Below are 17,155 nucleotides of genomic sequence, written 5' to 3'. Positions count from 1 at the left end.
TGCGGCCGGCTCCCGCGGGCCGGGCGGCGGGTCAGTGCCCGGCGGGCTTGGCGGCCTGGACCAGCTCGGTCAGCACGCCGCCGCAGTCCTTGGGGTGCAGGAAGGTGATGCGCGAGCCCATCGAGCCGCGGCGGGGGGAGTCGTACAGCACCCGGATGCCCTTGGCGGCGATGCCGTCGGCCTCCTCCTGCACGTCCCCGTCGGTGCCGAAGGCGATGTGGTGCACGCCCTCGCCGTTCTTGGCCAGGAACTTGGCGATGGGGGAGTCGTCGCGGATCGGCTCCAGCAGCTGCAGGTAGGTGGCGCCGCCGTCGCCGGCGTCGTTGATCTTGATCATCGCCTCCCGGACGCCCTGTTCCTCGTTGACCTCGGTGTGCACGTCGGTGAACCCGTAGGTGCGCCGGTAGAACTCCACGGCGGCGTCCAGGTCGCGGCAGGCGATGCCGATGTGGTCGATCCGGGTGAGCATGGGCGGGTCCTCCTTGTCGGGGCCGGTCACGGCGGGCGCGGCCGGCTGCGCGCCGGGCCGCGCGCCGGATCCGGCGCAGGGACGGCCCGGCCGAAACCGGCCACGGTGCTGTGGGTATCGTGACAAAGACGTTGTGGACCAGTTGTGGAGGCCCCCTGTCATGCCCGCGAACTCGGTGATCGTCGCCGGAGCCCGCACCCCCATCGGCCGCATGCTCGGCTCGCTTAAGGACTTCTCCGCCACCGACCTGGGCGGCATCGCCATCAAGGCGGCGCTGGAGCGCGCGGGCATCACCGGCGACCAGGTGCAGTACGTGATCATGGGGCAGGTGCTGCAGGCCGGCGTCGGCCAGCTGCCCGCCCGCCAGGCCGCGGTCAAGGCCGGCATCCCCATGAACGTGCCCTCGATCACCATCAACAAGGTCTGCCTGTCGGGGCTGGACGCCATCGCCCTGGCCGACCAGCTCATTCGGGCCGGTGAGTTCGACATCGTGGTGGCCGGCGGCATGGAGTCGATGACCAACGCCCCGCACCTGCTGCCCAAGTCCCGCCAGGGCTTCCGCTACGGGTCGATCGAAGTGCTCGACCACATGGCCTACGACGGCCTCACCGACGCCTTCGACCACCTGCCCATGGGCGAGTCCACCGAGCGCTTCAACGCCAAGCTCGGGCTGACCCGCGCCGAGCAGGACGAGTTCTCCGCCCGCTCCCACCAGCGCGCCGCCGAGGCGATCAAGAACGGGGTGTTCGACGCGGAGATCGTCCCGGTGCCGGTGCCGCAGCGCAAGGGCGAGCCGGTGCTGTTCACCGCCGACGAGGGCGTGCGGCCCGACACCACCGTCGAGGCGCTGGCCAAGCTGCGCCCGGCCTTCACCAAGGACGGCACCATCACCGCCGGGTCCTCCTCGCAGATCTCCGACGGCGCCTGCGCGGTGGTGGTGATGTCGGCGGCCAAGGCGGCCGAGCTGGGGCTGACCCCGCTGGCGGAGATCGGCGCCCACGGCAACGTCGCCGGCCCGGACAACTCGCTGCACTCCCAGCCGTCCAACGCCATCAAGCACGCCCTGGCCAAGGAGGGCATCGGCGTGGACGACCTGGACCTGATCGAGATCAACGAGGCGTTCGCCGCGGTCGCCGTGCAGTCCATGCGCGACCTGGGCGTCGGCCCGGAGAAGGTCAACGTCAACGGCGGGGCCATCGCGCTGGGCCACCCCATCGGCATGTCCGGCGCCCGCATCGTGCTGCACCTGGCCCACGAGCTCAAGCGGCGCGGCGGCGGGGTCGGCGCGGCGGCGCTGTGCGGCGGCGGCGGCCAGGGCGACGCCCTCATCGTCCGCGTCCCGCGCGCCTGAGCACCGGCGCACGGGGGCTCGCCGGGCGTCCACGGCGGTCACCGTGACGGTGGGGAAGCCGAGCGACCTCGGCGGGCCCTCCGGCACGAGCCGGGTGTTGCGGTCGGCGCGCTCGCGCAGTCCGCTCTCTTCCGCGGCCTGCCGGGCGCGCCGAACGGCCGGCGCGTAAAGCCGCCGCCGGTTCCGGCTCGGGGCGGCCCGCTTCTCGCCGTCCGCTTTCGATCCTGCCGAAACAGAGGGCATTCCCCCGGCCAAGAGCGCATCACGTGACGGCGGGGACACACTCACTGGAGCGCCGGCGGGCACCCCTGAACGGACCCTGGCGGGGGTGCCCATAGCCTGGGAGCCGAAAGTCTTTCCGGAGAAAGAGCAGGTTCTCGTGGACTCTGTGCGCGTCTTCCGCATCGTTTCGCTGGTGGAGGCGACCTCTTTTCTGCTGCTGCTGGTGGCCAGCGTCCTCAAGCGCGCCGCGGACTTCCCCGAAGGCGTGACGGTGCTCGGCCCCATTCACGGAGTGCTGGTCATCGCCTATGTGGGGCTGGCGTTCCTGACCCGTCCGCAGACCGGCTGGAGCAACGGCCGGCTGGTGCTGGCCCTGGGCGCCGCGGTCCTGCCGGTGGCGCCGTTCTTCGTGGAACGCAAGTGGCTGCGCCCCCTCGAGGAGGAGAACGCAACGGGGCAGAGCGCTCCGCACAGCGCCTGACCTCGCCTTCTGCCATCCGGCATCCCGCGCCGAACCGGCCGCGAAAGCCCCAAGGGATCGGGCGCGGGACGTCCCGTCCGATCCTTTAGCGGAAGTGCCGGAGGGTGAGCGTGCAGGAGCGGTAGGCGCTGTAGTTCTCGGCCAGCCAGGCGCGGCGGCGGGCCTCGTCCCAGCCGGCGAAGCGCTGCGCGGCCAGCGTGAGGCGCTCCACGGCCGGGGCGCTGACGCTGGCGGCCACCGACGCCCGCTCCAGGTTGCCGGTGGCCGGCTTGGGCGAGGAGGAGGGGGCCGCCGGCGGGGCCTCCTCGCCGCGCAGCCAGACGTCCACCAGCGCCCGGTAGGCCAGGCCCCGGGCGTTCCGGGGGTCGGCGCAGGAGCGCCGGTCGGTCAGCGCGGTCTGGATCTGCCGGACGACCTGGCGTTCGAAACCCGGGTTCAGCGAGGGGATGTGGACGAAGGCCACCCCGCCGTGGATGCCGGTCGGCTCGCCGTCGGGCCGCTGCACCACGCGGGTGAAGGCCCCGGGGGTGGCGCCGAGCCGCGCGGCCAGCGGGGTCAGCGCGGTCTCCAGCGCCGGCAGCGCCCCGGCCAGCGCCGGGTGCACGCAGATCGTCAGCGGCCACTGCCGGCACACATGCCCGACCCGGGCCGGGACCACGGCCTCCTGCCGGGAGACCAGCCGGTGAGTGCCCAGCGCGGTCGCCGCCAGCGCGCACACCAGCGCCACCACCAGCGCCCGGCGCCTGGTCAGCGTCCACACATAGCCGGTGACCAGCGCCGCCACCAGGCCGGCCGTCCACAGCAGCTGCGCGGCGGGCACCGCGGCGTGCAGCGTGGTGAACGGTTCCAGCCGTCCGATCGCCGCGGGGGGCAGCAGAGCCGCCCACGACCCGGGCCCGCGCAGCCCCGCCCACAGCCCGCTCACCACGCCCGTGGCCGCGACGGTCGGCAGATAGGGCAGCAGCCGCCCGGCCAGATACCCCACCACCGCGTGCAGCACCAGGGCGAGCGCACCGGCCAGCAGGCCCAGCGGGTGGGCCGGGCCCGGCCGCTGGGTCAGCGCCGTCTCGCCGATGACCGCCACCGCCGTCACCCCGTAGGACAGCAGCACCGTGTGGGTGAGCAACAGCATGTCCAGCAGCGGCCCGGTGGCCGGCGAACGGGCGCTCAGGTCGCGCAGGTAGCCGAGCCGGTGCTCGCGGACCGCCAGCCAGGCCGCCAGCATCGCCGCCAGCGGGCCCGTCCAGCGCACCGAGGCGGTCAGGGCGACCAGGGCGTTGTCCCAGCCGGCGACTCCCGGGGTCATCGCCCGCCAGGCGGCCACCACTCCCACCAGCGCCAGGGAGGGCACCGCCACCAGCGGGGCGATGCGGCGGGCGTCCAGCCGCAGCACCTGTCCCAGCTCAGACACAGGCGCCGCTGCCCACGATCAGCGGAGCGGGCCGGATGGGCCGCTCCAAGACGGGCTGGACGGCCCGCCCGGCGGGCTCGGCCGGTGCGGGGCGGGCGGGACCCTCTTCGGCCGGGACGGGGGAGGCGGCGGTGTGCTCGGTGAGCCGGCCGCGGCTGAGCACCAGCACCCGGTCGCACCAGCCGGCCAGCTCCTCGACGCGGCGGGCGGTGACCACCACGGTGGGCGCCACCGTGCCCAGCAGCGCGGTCAGCGCGTCGGCCTCCCCGCCGGTCAGCCCGGTCAGCGGCTCATCCAGCAGCACCAGATCGGGTTCGTGCACGCAGACCGCGGCCAGCCCGGCGCGCAGCCGCGCCTCCGGCGGCAGCAGCGCCACCTCCACTTCGGCCACGTCGGCCAGTTCCAGCCGCCGCAGCATCGCCGGCCCGGCACTGGCCGGAACCCGCCGGTAATAGGCGGAATAGGCGACGAATTCGGCCACGGTGAATCCCTGCGTCCACCAAAAATCGGCCGGCAGATAACCGATCCGGGACCGTATGGCGCGCGCATCGCGCGCGCTCCGAATCTCGTGGCCGAGAATTCCCAGTGTGCCGGCATGGTGCCGGCGCAGCGTTGCGAACGTGGCCAGCAGGGTGGACTTGCCGGTGCCCGGCGGACCGGCCATGCCGATCACGCCCCCGGTGACGTCGAAGTCCGCCGGGCGCAGCAGCCACCGCCCAGCGCGGCGGACGCCCATCCCGCGGGCCACGATCGCGGAGCAGTCCGCGATCATTGAACCCCCAAAAATGCCATGCATCGCGACGGATGCGGCCATCCCAAAGTGCGTGCCGATTTCTTTGACCTTGGGCGGGCGGCGGGCCGTGCCCCTTTGCCGTCGCAACACGCATCGACCCCAGCACTATAACCGCGCTTGGCGAGCGTCGTCAGCTTCCTTTTCGAGAAGGCGTGTCGGGTGAACGTGATTGTTTACTCTTCAGAAAATGCTCGAATTCATTCGATGAGCGGATTTGACGGGGCGAGCCGGGGCGGGAGCGCCCAGAGCGGGCCGCCGCACCGGGCCGGCGGGCCTCGATCGCCGATGGCGGACAGGTGCACGCCGCGCCGCCGCGATGGGGCAGGATGGATCCATGGCTTCTCGGGACTTCTCGATACGCGGGGCGATCGATCTCGGTGCCCGCCAGGCCGCGCTCAAAAAGCAGCAGGAACAGGCGGCCAGGGCCGCGCAGACCTCCGGGAACGGGCCCGGTGCGGCCGGCGGTTACGTCGTGGACGTCACCGATGCGACCTTCAACACCGAGGTGGTCGAGCGTTCCCGGTCGGTCCCGGTACTGGTGGACTTCTGGGCGGAGTGGTGCGGGCCCTGCAAGCAGCTGGGCCCGATCCTGGAGCGGCTCGCCGAGGAGGCCGCCGGCCAGTGGATCCTCGCCAAGGTCGACATCGACGCCAACCCCCAGCTGGCCGCCTACATGCAGCAGATGGGGGTGCGCGGCATCCCGTTCGTGGCCGCGGTGGTCGGCGGGCGGCTGATGCCCCTGCTGCCGGGCGCCTACCCCGAGCCGCAGGTGCGCCAGATCATCGGCCAGTTCATGGACGCGTTGCGCAGGGAGGGCATGCTGCCGCAGGGCGGACCCGGCGCCGGTGCGCAGCCCGAGCCCGACCCGGTCTACGCCAAGGCGCAGGAGGCGCTGCAGCGCGGCGACCTGGAGGCGGCCAAGACGGCCTTCCAGGAGATCTTGAACTCCTCCCCCCAGGACGCCGGGGCCAAGCGCGGGCTGGCCGAGGTCGAGCTGCACCTGCGGGCCCGCCAGCTCGACCCCGGGCGGGCGCTGGCCGAGGCGGACGCAGCCCCCGCCGATGTGGCGCTGCAGACGAAGGCCGCCGACGTGGAGATGCTCTCCGGCCGGGTCGAGGAGGCCTTCGAGCGGCTGGTGGCCACCGTCCGCCGCACCGCCGGCGAGGACCGCGACGCCGCCCGCAAGCACCTGCTGTCGCTGTTTGAGGTGCTGCCGCCGGACGACCCGCGGGTGTCCCAGGCCCGCCGCCGCCTGCAGACCGCGCTGTTTTGACCGGCGCCCCCCTTGCGGGACGTTCGGAGGCGAGGACCCGGCGGGCATGATGGTGATGTGCCCGCCCGGGTGGTGACGATTTCGGCCACGTTCGGCGCCGGGGGCGAGGTGATCGGCCCCGCCGTCGCCGAGCGTCTCGGGCTGCCGTTCGTGGACCGGGCGGTGCCGATGGCGGTGGCGGCCGAGATCGGCTGCTCGCTGGAGGAGGCGCTGGCGCATGACGACCGGGCGGCCCACGGCCTGGCCCGCATCCTGGCCGGCGCCGCCCGGGTGCCCGGGGTGACGCTCGGCGGCATGGACGTCTACCTGCCGGACCGGGAGCTGATCCCCGACGAGGAGTTCGTCGCCCACACCGAACGGGTGATCAGGCAGCTGGCCGCCGGGGACGGCGGGGTCATCCTGGGCCGGGCCGCCGCCGCGGTGCTCGGCGACCGTCCCCGCACCCTGCACGTCCGGCTGGACGGCCCCGCCGACCGGCGGCTGGAGCAGGCGCTGCGCGGCGCGGCGGACGATGCCGGGGAGCACCCCGCCGAGGAGCGGCGGCGGGCGCTGCGCCGCCTCCTGGACGACGACGACCGGGCCCGTGCCGCCTATGTCAAGCATTTCTATCGGGTCGACCCGGCCTCACCTCGGCTCTACCATCTGGTGATCGACAGCACCGTGCTGCCGGCGGACACGGTCGTCTCACTGATCGTCACGGCCGCCCGGTCGCTGTGAACCACCCGGTGCGCTACTCCAATTCGAGCCGCCGACCAAGGCCGTCGTGCGACGATGAGGGTGGGACAACGCCGTTTTCTCCTGGCGCGGCGCCGGGGGTACCGGGGGTCTTGTCACCCCGGCTGATGTGCAATCACGTCGTAAGTAGGGGGCAATCGTCGTGGCCACCGCGCCAAGCGTGTCTTATTCGATCACCGTCCGGCTGGAGGTCCCGGCCGGAGGACGGGCGGTCAGCCAGATCACCCACGTGGTGGAGAACGCCGGGGGCATCGTCACCGCCCTGGACGTCAACACCGCGGCCCACGAGACCATGCGCATCGACGTGACCATCGCCACGCGTGACACCGAGCACGCCGAGGCGATCGTCACGGCGGTCGAGGCGATCGAGGGGGTGCGCGTCCACAAGGTCAGCGACCGCACCTTCCTGATGCACCTCGGCGGCAAGATCGAGATGCGCTCCAAGGTGCCGCTGCGCACCCGGGACGAGCTGTCCATGGCCTATACGCCCGGGGTGGCGCGGGTCAGTTTGGCCATCGCCCGCAACCCCGAGGACGTGCGGCGCCTGACGGTCAAGCGCAACAGCGTCGCAGTGGTCACCGACGGCTCGGCGGTGCTGGGGCTGGGCAACATCGGCCCGCAGGCGGCGCTGCCGGTGATGGAGGGCAAGGCCGCGCTGTTCAAACGGTTCGCCGACATCGACGCCTGGCCGATCTGCCTGGACACCCAGGACACCGACGAGATCGTGCGGACGGTGCAGATCATCGCGCCGGCCTTCGGCGGCATCAACTTGGAGGACATCTCCGCCCCCCGCTGCTTTGAGGTGGAGGCCCGGCTGCGCGAGCTGCTGGACATCCCGGTCTTCCACGACGACCAGCACGGCACCGCCATCTGCGTGCTGGCCGCGCTGACCAACGCGCTGCGCGTGGTGGGCAAGGACCTGTCGTCGGTGCACATCACCATGGCCGGCGCGGGCGCGGCCGGCAGCGCCATCCTGCGGCTGCTGCTGCACGCCGGGGCCAAGCACGTGATCGTGTGCGACCACCGCGGCGCCGTCCACGCCGGACGCGACGACCTGGACGATTCGCTGCGCTGGATCGCCGAGCACACCAACGCCGGCGACTACCGCGGCGACCTGCGCGGGGCGGTCAAGGGCGCCGACGTGTTCATCGGGGTCTCCGCCCCGGGCATCCTCACCGGCGCCGACATCGCCGCCATGAACGACGACGCGATCGTGTTCGCGCTGGCCAACCCCGAGCCGGAGGTGGCCTACGACGAGGCCCGCGAGCACGCCGCCGTGGTGGCCACCGGCCGCAGCGACTACCCCAACCAGATCAACAACGTGCTGGCCTTCCCCGGGGTGTTCCGCGGGCTGCTGGACGCCCAGGCCAAGGGGGTCGACGAGGACATGCTGCTGGCCGCCGCGCGGGCGCTGGCCGCGGTGGTGAGCGACGAGGAGCTCGGCCCCAACTACATCGTGCCCAGCGTCTTCCACCCGGATGTGACGCCCGCGGTGGCCGCCGCGGTCCGCGAGGCCGCCACCGCCGTCCGCGCCGGGTCCTGACCGGCCCCCGCCCGGACGGGGGCCGGGCCGGCCCGCCTCAGGCGGCGTTCTTCTTGTCGGGGAAGACGCGTTCGCGGCGGCGCGGCCAGATGCCGCCGTACCAGAAGATGATGGCGCCGGTGATCATGGCGGCCACGCCGGTGATGGTGCGGGTCCACAGCACGCCGGAGTCGGACCCGGTGTGCGGCAGCTCCTCGCGCGCCGGGGCGGCCCGCCGGCAGTCGGCCGTGCGGATGGCCCGCTTCACCGGTTCGTTCCGCCAGGTGACGGTCACCCGGGTGCGGCGGTCCTCGCGCAGGGTCAGCTCGGTGGTGCGGGTTCGCCCGGCCTCCAGGCGGTCGCCCTTGGGCGGGCTGTCGTCGTCGGTCTCGATGGTGTAGTCCTGCGGGGTGGTGCCGGTGTTGCGGACCGTCACCTCGACCGTGCGGCCGGGGCAGTCGACCCGGCCGATCGTCACGCTCAGCGGCGGTGCGGGGGTGCCGGGCCGCGGCGTGGTCGGGGTCGGGGCGGGAGTGCCGGTGGGGGTCGGGGTCGGTGACGGGCTCTTGGAGGGGGAGCGGCTGGGCTGCCCCTCGCTGGGTGAGGCGCTGGGACTTTCGGTGGCCGGCGGTGTGGAGCCGCCGACCGATGACGGGCTCTCCGATGCGTTCGAGCTGGAGGAGGCGGTGCGCACCAGTGCGGGCACCGCGATCAGCAACCCGATGACGAAGAACACCGCCGCGATGATGACCCTGGGCAATTGCATCGCGTTCTCCCGCCCCGTCGGTCCGCGTCAAATCCGCGGCTGCCAGTGCCAGATCGTTTCCCGGTCGTTCAATATTCTCCCGATACCCGGGTCGGCGTGAATCAATTACGGCTCAACTCGCCGGGGCGCATGCCGCCGGCGGCCGGGCCCGAGCATCATGGAAGCATGGACGACGGCATCGCGGTGGGACGCCTGCTGGTGGCGACCCCCCATCTTGAGGACCCCAACTTCCGGCGCACTGTCGTCCTGATCGCTGAGCACGACGAGAACGAGGGCACCTTGGGCGTCGTCCTCAACCGGCCGCTGGAGGTGCCCGTGGACCGGGTGCTGCCGCCGTGGGCCGAGCTGACCACCAGCCCCAGTGTGGTCTTCCAGGGCGGCCCGGTGGCGGTGGACACGCCGCTGGCCCTGGCCCGGGTGCCCGGCACGGAGGAGCCGCTGGGCTGGCGGGCGCTCGACGGCGACACCGAGGTGGGCCGGGTGGGGCTGGTCGATCTGGACGCCCCGCCGGCACTGATCGCCGCCGAGATCATCCAGATGCGGGTGTTCGCCGGCTACGCCGGCTGGGCCCCCGGCCAGCTGCGCGCCGAGATCGCAGAGGGGGCCTGGTACGTGGTGGCGGGCGAGGCGGCCGATGTGTTCGCCGGCGAGCCGGAGCGGCTGTGGCAGACGGTGCTGCGGCGGCAGCGCAGCGAGCTGGCGTTCGTGGCCACGTTTCCGGAGGACCCGAGCCTGAACTAACCTGGTCGAGATGAGCACCAAGATTCTTCCCGACAGCGATGTGCGGCCCGATCTGTCTCATGGCGACGGCGACCATGAGCGTTTCGCGCACTACGTCCAGAAGGCCAAGATCACCGAGAGCGCGGTGACCGGCACCCCCGTCATCGCCCTGTGCGGCAAGGTCTGGGTGCCGAACCGGGACCCCAGCAAGTACCCGATCTGCCCCGAGTGCAAGGAGATCTACGACGGGCTGCAGCCCGGCGACGGCGACGGCCAGGAGTGACCGTTTCGCCCGCTTCGGGGCGCTGAAGCGGCGCTCTGCGGCCGCCCTGTCGCGGAAAACCCCGACGGGCGCCATGCCGACCGTGCGATAGTTCGGCCTGTCACCATGTGATTACGACGGGTCGGGGGAGTCATGGTTCAGTGTGGCGTCCGGATCGGGGTGTGCGCTCTGGCTGTCACCGTCAGTGCCGGCTTGAGCGCTCACGGTGCCTGGAAGGTCTCGTCCGCCGCTCGGCCGGCGTCCCAGGCGGCTTCGGCGGCCGCCGACTCCTGCCCACCACAGGCGGGCGGCGGGCGGGATCGCGCGCTGCGGCGGGCCGCGCCGCACGAGGAGCCTGCCGTGGGGCTGTTCGCCGGGTTGCCGCGGGGACTGCGGCCCTCGCCGCCGGGCCGCGACCCCGCCCGGGACCCGGCCGCCCTCAGCGGCGACCAGGTCACCGCGATGCTCGCCGAGCTGCGGCGCAAGCTGGTCGAGCGGTACGGCACCGCCAATGAGGCCGCCGCCGCCCGGGCCGCCCGCCGGACCGGGAAGATCATCGTCCCGGTCCGGTTCCATGTCATCACCGACGGGGAGCGGGGGAAGGTGTCGCGGGTGCGGGCCGCCCGGCAGATCGCCGTCCTCAACGCCGCCTACGCCGGCCGCAGGAAAGGGGCGGTCGACACCGGCGTGCGGTTCCGCCTGGTGAGCTACGACGTCACCACGAACGCGACCTGGTTCAAATACCCCATTCATTACGAGCGGCAAATGAAGGCCGCTTTGAACAAAGGCGGCGCGACCACCCTCAACCTGTACACGGCGGCGGTGGGCATCGACGTCCTGGGCTTTTCCACCTACCCGCAGTACTACAGCAGCCGGCCCGGCGAAGACGGCGTGGTGGTCGACTACCGCAGCCTGCCGGGCGGATCGTATGAGGAGTACTCGCGCGGTCACACCGCCGTTCACGAGGTCGGGCACTGGCTGGGACTGTTCCACACCTTCGAAAACGGCTGCAGCGAGCCCGGCGACGGGGTGGACGACACCCCCTATGAGGCGACGCCCACCGACGGCTGCCCCGACACCAAGGACACCTGCCCGTCTCCCGGCGCCGACCCCATCCACAACTTCATGGACTACTCCTGGGACACCTGCATGCGGGAGTTCACCGCAGGGCAGGGCCGCCGGATCCGCGCCTCATGGGCGGCCTTCCGCGCCGCGGCCGACGGGTAGCCGGAGGGCCTTTTCGCCGTCCCACGCGCTGTCAGCACGGCTCGCTACCCTTTCAGGACCGTGAGCACCTTCGCTGCTTCGAGCATGCCTCCCGCCTTCCCCGAGCGAGCAGCCTGGGGAACCGCGTCGTCGCTTCGTGCCTGGCAGCAGCAGGCGCTGGAGAAGTACTTCGGCCCGGCTCACCCCAACGGCCCCCGCGACTTCCTGGCCGTGGCCACGCCGGGCGCGGGCAAGACCACCTTCGCCCTGCGCCTGGCCAAGGAACTGCTCGAACGCAAGGTCGTGCACGCGGTCACCGTGGTGTGCCCCACCGAGCACCTCAAGCGGCAGTGGGCCGAGTCGGCGGCCCGGGTGGGCATCCGGCTCGACCCGGAGTTCACCAACGCCCAGGGCAAGGTGGGCAAGGAGTTCCACGGGGTGGCGGTCACCTACGCCACCGTCGCCGCCCGCCCGGCGCTGCACCGCAACCGCACCGAGATGCGCAAAACCCTGGTGATCTTGGATGAGATCCACCACGCCGGGGACGGGCTGTCGTGGGGCGACGGCATCAGGGAGGCGTTCGAGCCGGCGACGCGGCGGCTGGGCCTGTCGGGCACCCCCTTTCGCACCGACGTCAACCCGATCCCCTTCGTGCAGTACGAGGAGGGCCCGGACGGCGTGCGGCGCAGCCGCGCCGACTACACCTACGGCTATGGGCCGGCGCTGGCCGACGGGGTGGTCCGCCCGGTGATCTTCCTGGCCTATGCCGGGGAGATGCGCTGGCGCACCCGGGCCGGCGATGAGCTGACCGCCACGCTCGGCGAGCCGCTCACCCAGGACCAGATGTCCCAGGCCTGGCGGGCCGCGCTCGACCCCAAGGGCGACTGGATCCGGCAGGTGCTCGCGGCGGCCGACCGGCGGCTCACCGAGGTCCGCCGCGGGGTGCCCGACGCCGGCGGGCTGGTGATCGCCACCGACCAGGACGACGCCCGCGCCTACGCCAGGCTGATCCGCGAGATCACCGGGCAGCCGGCCACCGTGGTGCTCTCCGACGACCCCACCGCCAGCAAGAAGATCAAGCAGTTCAACGACTCGCAGGACCGCTGGATGGTGGCGGTGCGGATGGTCTCCGAAGGGGTGGACATCCCCCGCCTGGCCGTCGGGGTCTACGCCACCAGCACCGCCACCCCGCTGTTCTTCGCCCAGGCCATCGGCCGGTTCGTGCGCTCGCGCCGGCGAGGCGAGACGGCCTCGGTGTTCCTGCCGTCGGTGCCGGTGCTCATGGGGCACGCCGCCGAGCTGGAGGCCGAGCGCGACCACGTGCTGGACCGTGTCGGGGGCCGGGAGGAGGGGCTGGACGACGAGCTGCTCAAAGAGGCCAACCGGCAGCGCGACACCAAGGACGTCATCGGCGAGGAGCTGCCGTTTGAGACCGTCGAGGCCTCGGCCACCTTCGACCGGGTGGTCTACGACGGCGGCGAGTTCGGCACCCAGGCCGCCCCCGGCTCCCTGGAAGAGGAGGAGTACCTGGGCATCCCCGGCCTGCTGGAGCCCGATCAGGTGGCCGCGCTGCTGCGCCGCCGCCAGGCCGAGCAGCTGGCCGCCCAGCGCCGCAAAAAGCAAAAGGCCGAAGAGACCGCCGAGCCCGCCGGGGAGCGCACCGCCGCCGAGGACCTGCACCGGCTGCGCACCGAGCTCAACAGCCTGGTCGGCGCCTGGAGCCACCGCACCGGCAAGCCGCACGGCGTCATCCACAACGAGCTGCGCCGCATCTGCGGAGGGCCGCGGGTGGCGCAGGCGTCCGCCGAGGACATCAGCAAGCGCATCGCCAAGATCCGCGAGTGGGCCGCCAAACGCCGCTGAAGGCCGGTGCGGCGGCTCAATGCCCGGCGGCCCGCGGGCGGTGCAGGCCGAGCGCGTCGATGATGCGGCCGACGACCTGGTGCGGGGTCTGATCGGCGGTGACCGTGACGGTGACGGCGCGTTCGTCCGCGGCGGGCGGCTCCAGGTCGCGCAGCTGGCTGTCGAGCATGGACGCCTTGAAGAAATGCCCCGTCCGCTCGGTCAGCCGCCGCTGCAGAAGGGCGCGGTCGGCCGACAGGTGGACCAGCCGCACCCGCTCGACGTCGTGCACCAGCATCCGGCGGTAGGAGCGCTTGAGCGCCGAGCAGGCCATCACCCCCTGCCCGCCGGACTCCAGCCTGCCGTCGATCCAGGCGGCGACTTTGCGCAGCCACGGCAGCCGGTCGGCGTCGGTGAGCGGCACGCCGCCGGCCATCTTGGCCACCGCCTCCGCGGAGTGCAGGTCGTCGGCGTCGGCGAACTCCCAGCCCAGGGTGCGGGCCAGCAGCCCGCCGACGGTGGACTTGCCGGTGCCGGACACGCCGGCCACCACCACGACCTGCGGGAGCGGGGCGGGCATCGTCAGGCGCGCACCACGGGGGCGCCGGTCAGCTCGACGCCCTCGGCGCGCAACTGCTCCAGCGCCCGTTCGGTGGTGGCCTCGGCGACCCCGGCGGTCAGCTCCAGCAGCACCCGGGTGCGGAAACCGGCGCGGGCGGCGTCCAGCGCGGTGGCCCGCACGCAATGGTCGGTGGCGATGCCGACCACGTCCACCTGGTCCACCCGGCGGGCGCGCAGCCAGTCGGCCAGGGAGGTGCCGTCGTCGGCGGCGCCCTCGAAACCGCTGTAGGCCGCGCTGTGGTGGCCCTTGCTGAAGACCGCCTCGATCGGGGCCAGCGACAGGTTCGGGTGGAAGTCGGCGCCCGGCGTCCCGATCACGCAGTGCGGCGGCCAGGAGTCGACGTAGTCGGGCTCGTCGGCGAAGTGGTCGCCCGGGTCCAGGTGGAAGTCCCGCGTCGCCACGACGTGGTCGTAGGCGTCGCCGTGCTCCTGCAGGTACCGGGAGATGGCCGAGGCCACGTCGGCGCCGCCGGCGACCGCCAGCGAGCCGCCTTCGCAGAAGTCGTTCTGCACGTCAACGATGATCAGTGCCCTGCCCATGACCGCTCCTTGCCTTCGATCACCCCCGTTGCATAAGGACGCTACCCGACCGGATGGGCCGGGACTCCCGTCCGCTCAGGGAAACCTCCAGGGGGACCGCTAAGGGAACACGATCTCGTCGATGAACTCGGTGGGGATCGCCGGCTCGCCGTCCGACAGCTGCAGCGCGGTGGCCGGCAGTTCCCGCAGCGCCGCCGCGTGCCGCTCCCGGGCCGCCTCCAGCGGCTCGCGGCCGACCACCTCGCCGCCGCGGACCAGCGGAACCGGCAGCAGCCGGTCGCGCGGGCCGGCGGGCAGCTCGCCGGTGGAGACGACCTCAGCGCACGCCACCCCGTGGGCGTCCAGCCGCCGCACCGCGGTCTTGCGCCCGCCCCGGGTGGGCTTGCCCACCGAGCGTTTGGCCACCGGGCGCAGCGGGGCGTCCGGGTCGGGTGAGTCGGCCCGCGCCACCATCTTGTAGACCAGGGCCGCGGTGGGCGCCCCCGACCCGGTGACCAGGGCGGTGCCGACCCCGTAGGCGTCGGCGGGCGCGGCCGCCAGCGCCGCGATGCCGTGCTCGTCCAGGTCGCCGGTGACCACGATCCGGGTGTCGCGGGCGCCCAGGGAGTCCAGCAGCGCGCGCACCCGGCCGGCCGCCACCGCCAGGTCCCCGCTGTCGATGCGCACCGCGCCCAGGCGCGGCCCGGCCAGCTCCACGGCGGTGCGCACCGCCCGTTCCACGTCGTAGGTGTCCACCAGCAGCGTGGTGCCCTCACCCAGCGACTCCAGCTGGGACTGGAAGGCGTGCCGCTCGCTGTCGTGCAGCAAAGTGAAGGCGTGCGCGCTCGTTCCGGCGGTGGGGATGCCGTAGCGGCGGCCCGCCTCCAGGTTGGAGGTGGTGGCGAAACCCGCCACGTAGGCGGCGCGGGCGGCGGCCACGCCCGCGGCCTCGTGGGTGCGCCGCGACCCCATCTCGATCAGCGGGCGTCCCCCGGCCGCGTTCACCATCCGGGAGGCCGCCGAGGCGATGGCGCTGTCGTGGTTGAGTACCGACAGCACCAGCGTCTCCAGCAGCACCGCCTCGCCGAAGGGCGCCTCCACCGTCAGGATCGGGGACCCCGGAAAGTAGCACTCGCCCTCCGGATAGCCGTGGATGTCGCCGGAGAACCGGTAACCGGCCAGCCACTGGGCGGTGGACTCGTCCACGACGCCGCGGGAGGTGAGGAACTCCAGCTCGCGCTCGCCGAAGCGGAACTGCTCGATCATCTCCAGCAGCCGGCCCACCCCGGCCACCACCCCATAGCGCCGCCCGGCCGGCAGGCGGCGGGCGAACACCTCGAACACCGCGCGCCGCCCGGCCGTGCCGCTGCGCAGGGCGGCCTGCAGCATCGTCAGCTCGTAATGGTCGGTCAGCAGCGCCGTACTGTAACCAAGGTCCACAAGTGGAAGACTACGGACCGGTGTGTGCACCATGGATGCACAGGTCTGTCGTATGCCATGTCAGTCGCATGGGGAAGGGGGCATCCGCGATGACCGCGCCGGCGCCGGTGGAGCTGGACCGGCCGCGCTCCGATGAGGACCATCGGCCCGACCTGCCCTGGCTGACGATCGTCTGGAACGACCCGATCAACCTGATGTCGTATGTGACGTACGTGTTCCAGACGGTGTTCGGGTATCCCAAGCCCAAGGCCGAGAAGCTGATGCTGGACGTGCACCACAAGGGCCGGGCGGTGGTGGCCAGCGGCGGCCGTGAGGAGATGGAGCGGTACGTGGAGATCCTGCACTCCTACGGGCTGTGGGCCACCGTCAAGCGCGATGAGTGAACCGATCGCGGCCGGACGGCGCGCGGGAAGAGGAACATGAGCCAGGTCAAACGCGTCCGCCAGGGGGTCCGGCTGCGGCTGGACCACGCCGAGGCGGCCCTGGTCAGGAGCCTGACCGAGCAGATGCTGGACCTGCTCGGCGAGCCCGACTCCTCCGCCGACCCGCTGGCCGCCGCGCTCGGCATCCGTGAGAACGCCGAAAAGCCCGACGATCCGGTGCTGGCCCGGCTGTTCCCCGACGCCTATACCGAAGACGACAAGGCGGCCCGGGAGTTCCGCCGCTACACCGAGGCGGGGCTGCGCGACGGCAAACGCCAGGCCGCCGGGGTGGTGCTGGCCACGCTGCGGCCCGGCGAGGACGTGGTGCTGGACGCCGAGCAGGCGCAGGCGTGGCTGCGGGCCCTCAACGACGTGCGGCTGGCGCTGGGCACCCGGCTGGACATCACCGAGGAGTGGTACGAGCAGGCCGCCGAGCTGGACCGCGACGACCCGCGCTTTCCCATGTACGCCGCCTACGACTGGCTGACCATGCTGCAAGAGCAGCTGGTGCGGGCCGTGTGGTGAGCGGACTGTCGCGGCGGCCGCCGATCACGCGGGACGGCCGGGCGGGTAGCCTTCGGAGCATGCTGACGATCGAGCGGGCCCTGTACGAGAAGATCGTTGCGCATGCGCGCGCTGACCACCCCGACGAGGCGTGCGGAGTGATCGCCGGCCCCATCGGCTCGGACCGGCCGACCCGGTTCATCCCCATGACGAACGCCGAGCGTTCCCCGACCTTCTACCGCTTCGACTCCATGGAGCAGCTGCGGGTGTGGCGGGAGATGGACGACAACGACGAGGAGCCGGTCGTCATCTACCACTCCCACACCGCCACCGAGGCCTACCCCTCGCGCACCGACATCTCGTACGCCTCCGAGCCCAACGCCCACTACGTGCTGGTCTCCACCCGGGATCCGGAGGTGACGGAGTTCCGCTCCTTCCGGATCGTGGACGGGGAGGTGACCGAGGAAGAGGTCCGCATCGTCGACTCGTACTGAGCACCCTGGGCGGCCCGTCTCGTCGGAAAAGCGCCGGGACCGCGGGCCGACGAGGGTCACCGAACCGGTCAGGGCGCAGGGGTCGGCTTCCGGCCTGCGGTG

Annotated in this window: 19 protein-coding genes; 12 read left to right on the top strand and 7 right to left on the bottom strand. The window is 72.6% G+C overall.

All coding sequences use genetic code 11. The annotated features are described in order from the left end of the window. Positions 1-31 precede the first annotated feature (31 nt). Positions 32-469, bottom strand: coding sequence for a methylmalonyl-CoA epimerase (gene mce / locus TCUR_RS19145; protein ID WP_012854204.1), 438 nt, complete (start codon positions 467-469; stop codon positions 32-34). A 160-nt stretch (positions 470-629) separates the two neighbouring features. On the opposite strand from mce, the gene TCUR_RS19140 reads away from it, so the two are divergent. Further along, a complete protein-coding gene (locus TCUR_RS19140) occupies positions 630-1,820 on the top strand; it encodes an acetyl-CoA C-acetyltransferase (RefSeq protein ID WP_012854203.1) in 1,191 nt (396 codons plus the stop codon). 379 nt (positions 1,821-2,199) lie between these two features. Further along, entirely contained in the window at positions 2,200-2,523 is a 324-nt protein-coding gene (locus TCUR_RS19135) for a DUF3817 domain-containing protein (RefSeq protein WP_012854202.1), read from the top strand. 85 nt (positions 2,524-2,608) lie between these two features. Here the strand turns inward: TCUR_RS19135 and TCUR_RS26630 are convergent, their stop codons facing one another. Together TCUR_RS26630 and TCUR_RS19125 are read right to left on the bottom strand one after the other, a co-directional pair. Next, positions 2,609-3,934: a hypothetical protein gene (locus TCUR_RS26630; RefSeq protein ID WP_041440104.1), complete on the bottom strand. Its 1,326-nt coding sequence runs from the start codon at positions 3,932-3,934 to the stop codon at positions 2,609-2,611. Next, positions 3,927-4,706 carry an ATP-binding cassette domain-containing protein gene (locus TCUR_RS19125; RefSeq protein WP_012854200.1) on the bottom strand — a complete coding sequence of 260 codons (780 nt, stop codon included), beginning with the start codon at positions 4,704-4,706 and terminating at the stop codon, positions 3,927-3,929. The genes TCUR_RS26630 and TCUR_RS19125 overlap by 8 nt, the downstream gene beginning before the upstream one ends. A gap of 355 nt (positions 4,707-5,061) precedes the next feature. On the opposite strand from TCUR_RS19125, the gene TCUR_RS19120 reads away from it, so the two are divergent. From TCUR_RS19120 to TCUR_RS19110, 3 genes are all read left to right on the top strand, one after another. After that, positions 5,062-6,000 carry a tetratricopeptide repeat protein gene (locus TCUR_RS19120; RefSeq protein WP_012854199.1) on the top strand — a complete coding sequence of 313 codons (939 nt, stop codon included), beginning with the start codon at positions 5,062-5,064 and terminating at the stop codon, positions 5,998-6,000. 69 nt (positions 6,001-6,069) lie between these two features. Further along, a complete protein-coding gene (locus TCUR_RS19115) occupies positions 6,070-6,717 on the top strand; it encodes a cytidylate kinase-like family protein (RefSeq protein ID WP_148233062.1) in 648 nt (215 codons plus the stop codon). A gap of 160 nt (positions 6,718-6,877) precedes the next feature. Then, positions 6,878-8,278 (top strand): NAD-dependent malic enzyme, encoded by a 1,401-nt coding sequence (locus tag TCUR_RS19110; protein ID WP_012854197.1) that lies wholly within the window; start codon positions 6,878-6,880, stop codon positions 8,276-8,278. Between the two features lie 37 nt (positions 8,279-8,315). Here the strand turns inward: TCUR_RS19110 and TCUR_RS27355 are convergent, their stop codons facing one another. Next, a complete protein-coding gene (locus tag TCUR_RS27355; protein WP_012854196.1) occupies positions 8,316-9,023 on the bottom strand; it encodes a hypothetical protein in 708 nt (235 codons plus the stop codon). Positions 9,024-9,188: 165 nt separating this feature from the next. Here TCUR_RS27355 and TCUR_RS19095 point away from each other — a divergent pair, with 165 nt between their 5' ends. The 4 genes from TCUR_RS19095 (at position 9,189) to TCUR_RS19080 (ending at position 13,074) form a co-directional block, all read left to right on the top strand. Beyond that, positions 9,189-9,764, top strand: coding sequence for a YqgE/AlgH family protein (locus TCUR_RS19095; RefSeq protein WP_012854195.1), 576 nt, complete (start codon positions 9,189-9,191; stop codon positions 9,762-9,764). A 10-nt stretch (positions 9,765-9,774) separates the two neighbouring features. Further along, a complete protein-coding gene (locus tag TCUR_RS19090) occupies positions 9,775-10,026 on the top strand; it encodes a DUF3039 domain-containing protein (protein WP_012854194.1) in 252 nt (83 codons plus the stop codon). Positions 10,027-10,365: 339 nt separating this feature from the next. Further along, positions 10,366-11,232, top strand: a complete 867-nt coding sequence (locus TCUR_RS19085) for a zinc metalloprotease (protein WP_012854193.1) — start codon at positions 10,366-10,368, stop codon at positions 11,230-11,232. 84 nt (positions 11,233-11,316) lie between these two features. Then, positions 11,317-13,074 carry a DEAD/DEAH box helicase gene (locus TCUR_RS19080; protein ID WP_174315353.1) on the top strand — a complete coding sequence of 586 codons (1,758 nt, stop codon included), beginning with the start codon at positions 11,317-11,319 and terminating at the stop codon, positions 13,072-13,074. Between the two features lie 16 nt (positions 13,075-13,090). Here the strand turns inward: TCUR_RS19080 and TCUR_RS19075 are convergent, their stop codons facing one another. From TCUR_RS19075 to TCUR_RS19065, 3 genes are all read right to left on the bottom strand, one after another. Beyond that, entirely contained in the window at positions 13,091-13,633 is a 543-nt protein-coding gene (locus tag TCUR_RS19075; RefSeq protein ID WP_012854191.1) for a gluconokinase, read from the bottom strand. A 2-nt stretch (positions 13,634-13,635) separates the two neighbouring features. Beyond that, entirely contained in the window at positions 13,636-14,214 is a 579-nt protein-coding gene (locus TCUR_RS19070) for a nicotinamidase (protein WP_012854190.1), read from the bottom strand. A 99-nt stretch (positions 14,215-14,313) separates the two neighbouring features. After that, positions 14,314-15,666 carry a nicotinate phosphoribosyltransferase gene (locus tag TCUR_RS19065; protein ID WP_012854189.1) on the bottom strand — a complete coding sequence of 451 codons (1,353 nt, stop codon included), beginning with the start codon at positions 15,664-15,666 and terminating at the stop codon, positions 14,314-14,316. Between the two features lie 56 nt (positions 15,667-15,722). Between TCUR_RS19065 and clpS the strand changes: the two genes are divergently transcribed. Genes clpS through TCUR_RS19050 form a run of 3 tightly spaced genes read left to right on the top strand, consistent with a single transcriptional unit; the run spans position 15,723 to position 17,053 of the window. Beyond that, complete coding sequence (gene clpS / locus TCUR_RS19060; RefSeq protein WP_012854188.1) at positions 15,723-16,016, top strand: ATP-dependent Clp protease adapter ClpS; 294 nt, start codon at positions 15,723-15,725, stop codon at positions 16,014-16,016. 36 nt (positions 16,017-16,052) lie between these two features. Further along, entirely contained in the window at positions 16,053-16,580 is a 528-nt protein-coding gene (locus TCUR_RS19055; RefSeq protein WP_012854187.1) for a DUF2017 domain-containing protein, read from the top strand. A gap of 59 nt (positions 16,581-16,639) precedes the next feature. After that, complete coding sequence (locus TCUR_RS19050) at positions 16,640-17,053, top strand: M67 family metallopeptidase (protein ID WP_012854186.1); 414 nt, start codon at positions 16,640-16,642, stop codon at positions 17,051-17,053. The last annotated feature ends 102 nt before the right edge of the window (positions 17,054-17,155 follow it).

The sequence above is a fragment of the Thermomonospora curvata DSM 43183 genome (assembly GCF_000024385.1).
GTDB classification, from domain to species: Bacteria; Actinomycetota; Actinomycetes; order Streptosporangiales; family Streptosporangiaceae; genus Thermomonospora; species Thermomonospora curvata.
Note: the sequence above shows the minus strand (reverse complement) of the source record. Positions and strands in the feature narration are given on the sequence as shown.

What these genes read in the sequence shown, in the direction of transcription:
- TCUR_RS19125 (WP_012854200.1), bottom strand. Translation starts at nt 4,706, where the DNA reads ATGATCGCGGACTGCTCCGCGATCGTGGCCCGCGGGATGGGCGTCCGC.
- mce (WP_012854204.1), bottom strand. Translation starts at nt 469, where the DNA reads ATGCTCACCCGGATCGACCACATCGGCATCGCCTGCCGCGACCTGGAC.
- TCUR_RS19090 (WP_012854194.1), top strand. Translation starts at nt 9,775, where the DNA reads ATGAGCACCAAGATTCTTCCCGACAGCGATGTGCGGCCCGATCTGTCT.
- TCUR_RS19065 (WP_012854189.1), bottom strand. Translation starts at nt 15,666, where the DNA reads ATGGTGCACACACCGGTCCGTAGTCTTCCACTTGTGGACCTTGGTTAC.
- TCUR_RS19120 (WP_012854199.1), top strand. Translation starts at nt 5,062, where the DNA reads ATGGCTTCTCGGGACTTCTCGATACGCGGGGCGATCGATCTCGGTGCC.
- TCUR_RS19095 (WP_012854195.1), top strand. Translation starts at nt 9,189, where the DNA reads ATGGACGACGGCATCGCGGTGGGACGCCTGCTGGTGGCGACCCCCCAT.
- TCUR_RS19080 (WP_174315353.1), top strand. Translation starts at nt 11,317, where the DNA reads ATGCCTCCCGCCTTCCCCGAGCGAGCAGCCTGGGGAACCGCGTCGTCG.
- TCUR_RS19050 (WP_012854186.1), top strand. Translation starts at nt 16,640, where the DNA reads ATGCTGACGATCGAGCGGGCCCTGTACGAGAAGATCGTTGCGCATGCG.
- TCUR_RS19140 (WP_012854203.1), top strand. Translation starts at nt 630, where the DNA reads ATGCCCGCGAACTCGGTGATCGTCGCCGGAGCCCGCACCCCCATCGGC.
- TCUR_RS19070 (WP_012854190.1), bottom strand. Translation starts at nt 14,214, where the DNA reads ATGGGCAGGGCACTGATCATCGTTGACGTGCAGAACGACTTCTGCGAA.
- TCUR_RS27355 (WP_012854196.1), bottom strand. Translation starts at nt 9,023, where the DNA reads ATGCAATTGCCCAGGGTCATCATCGCGGCGGTGTTCTTCGTCATCGGG.
- clpS (WP_012854188.1), top strand. Translation starts at nt 15,723, where the DNA reads ATGACCGCGCCGGCGCCGGTGGAGCTGGACCGGCCGCGCTCCGATGAG.
- TCUR_RS19075 (WP_012854191.1), bottom strand. Translation starts at nt 13,633, where the DNA reads ATGCCCGCCCCGCTCCCGCAGGTCGTGGTGGTGGCCGGCGTGTCCGGC.
- TCUR_RS19055 (WP_012854187.1), top strand. Translation starts at nt 16,053, where the DNA reads ATGAGCCAGGTCAAACGCGTCCGCCAGGGGGTCCGGCTGCGGCTGGAC.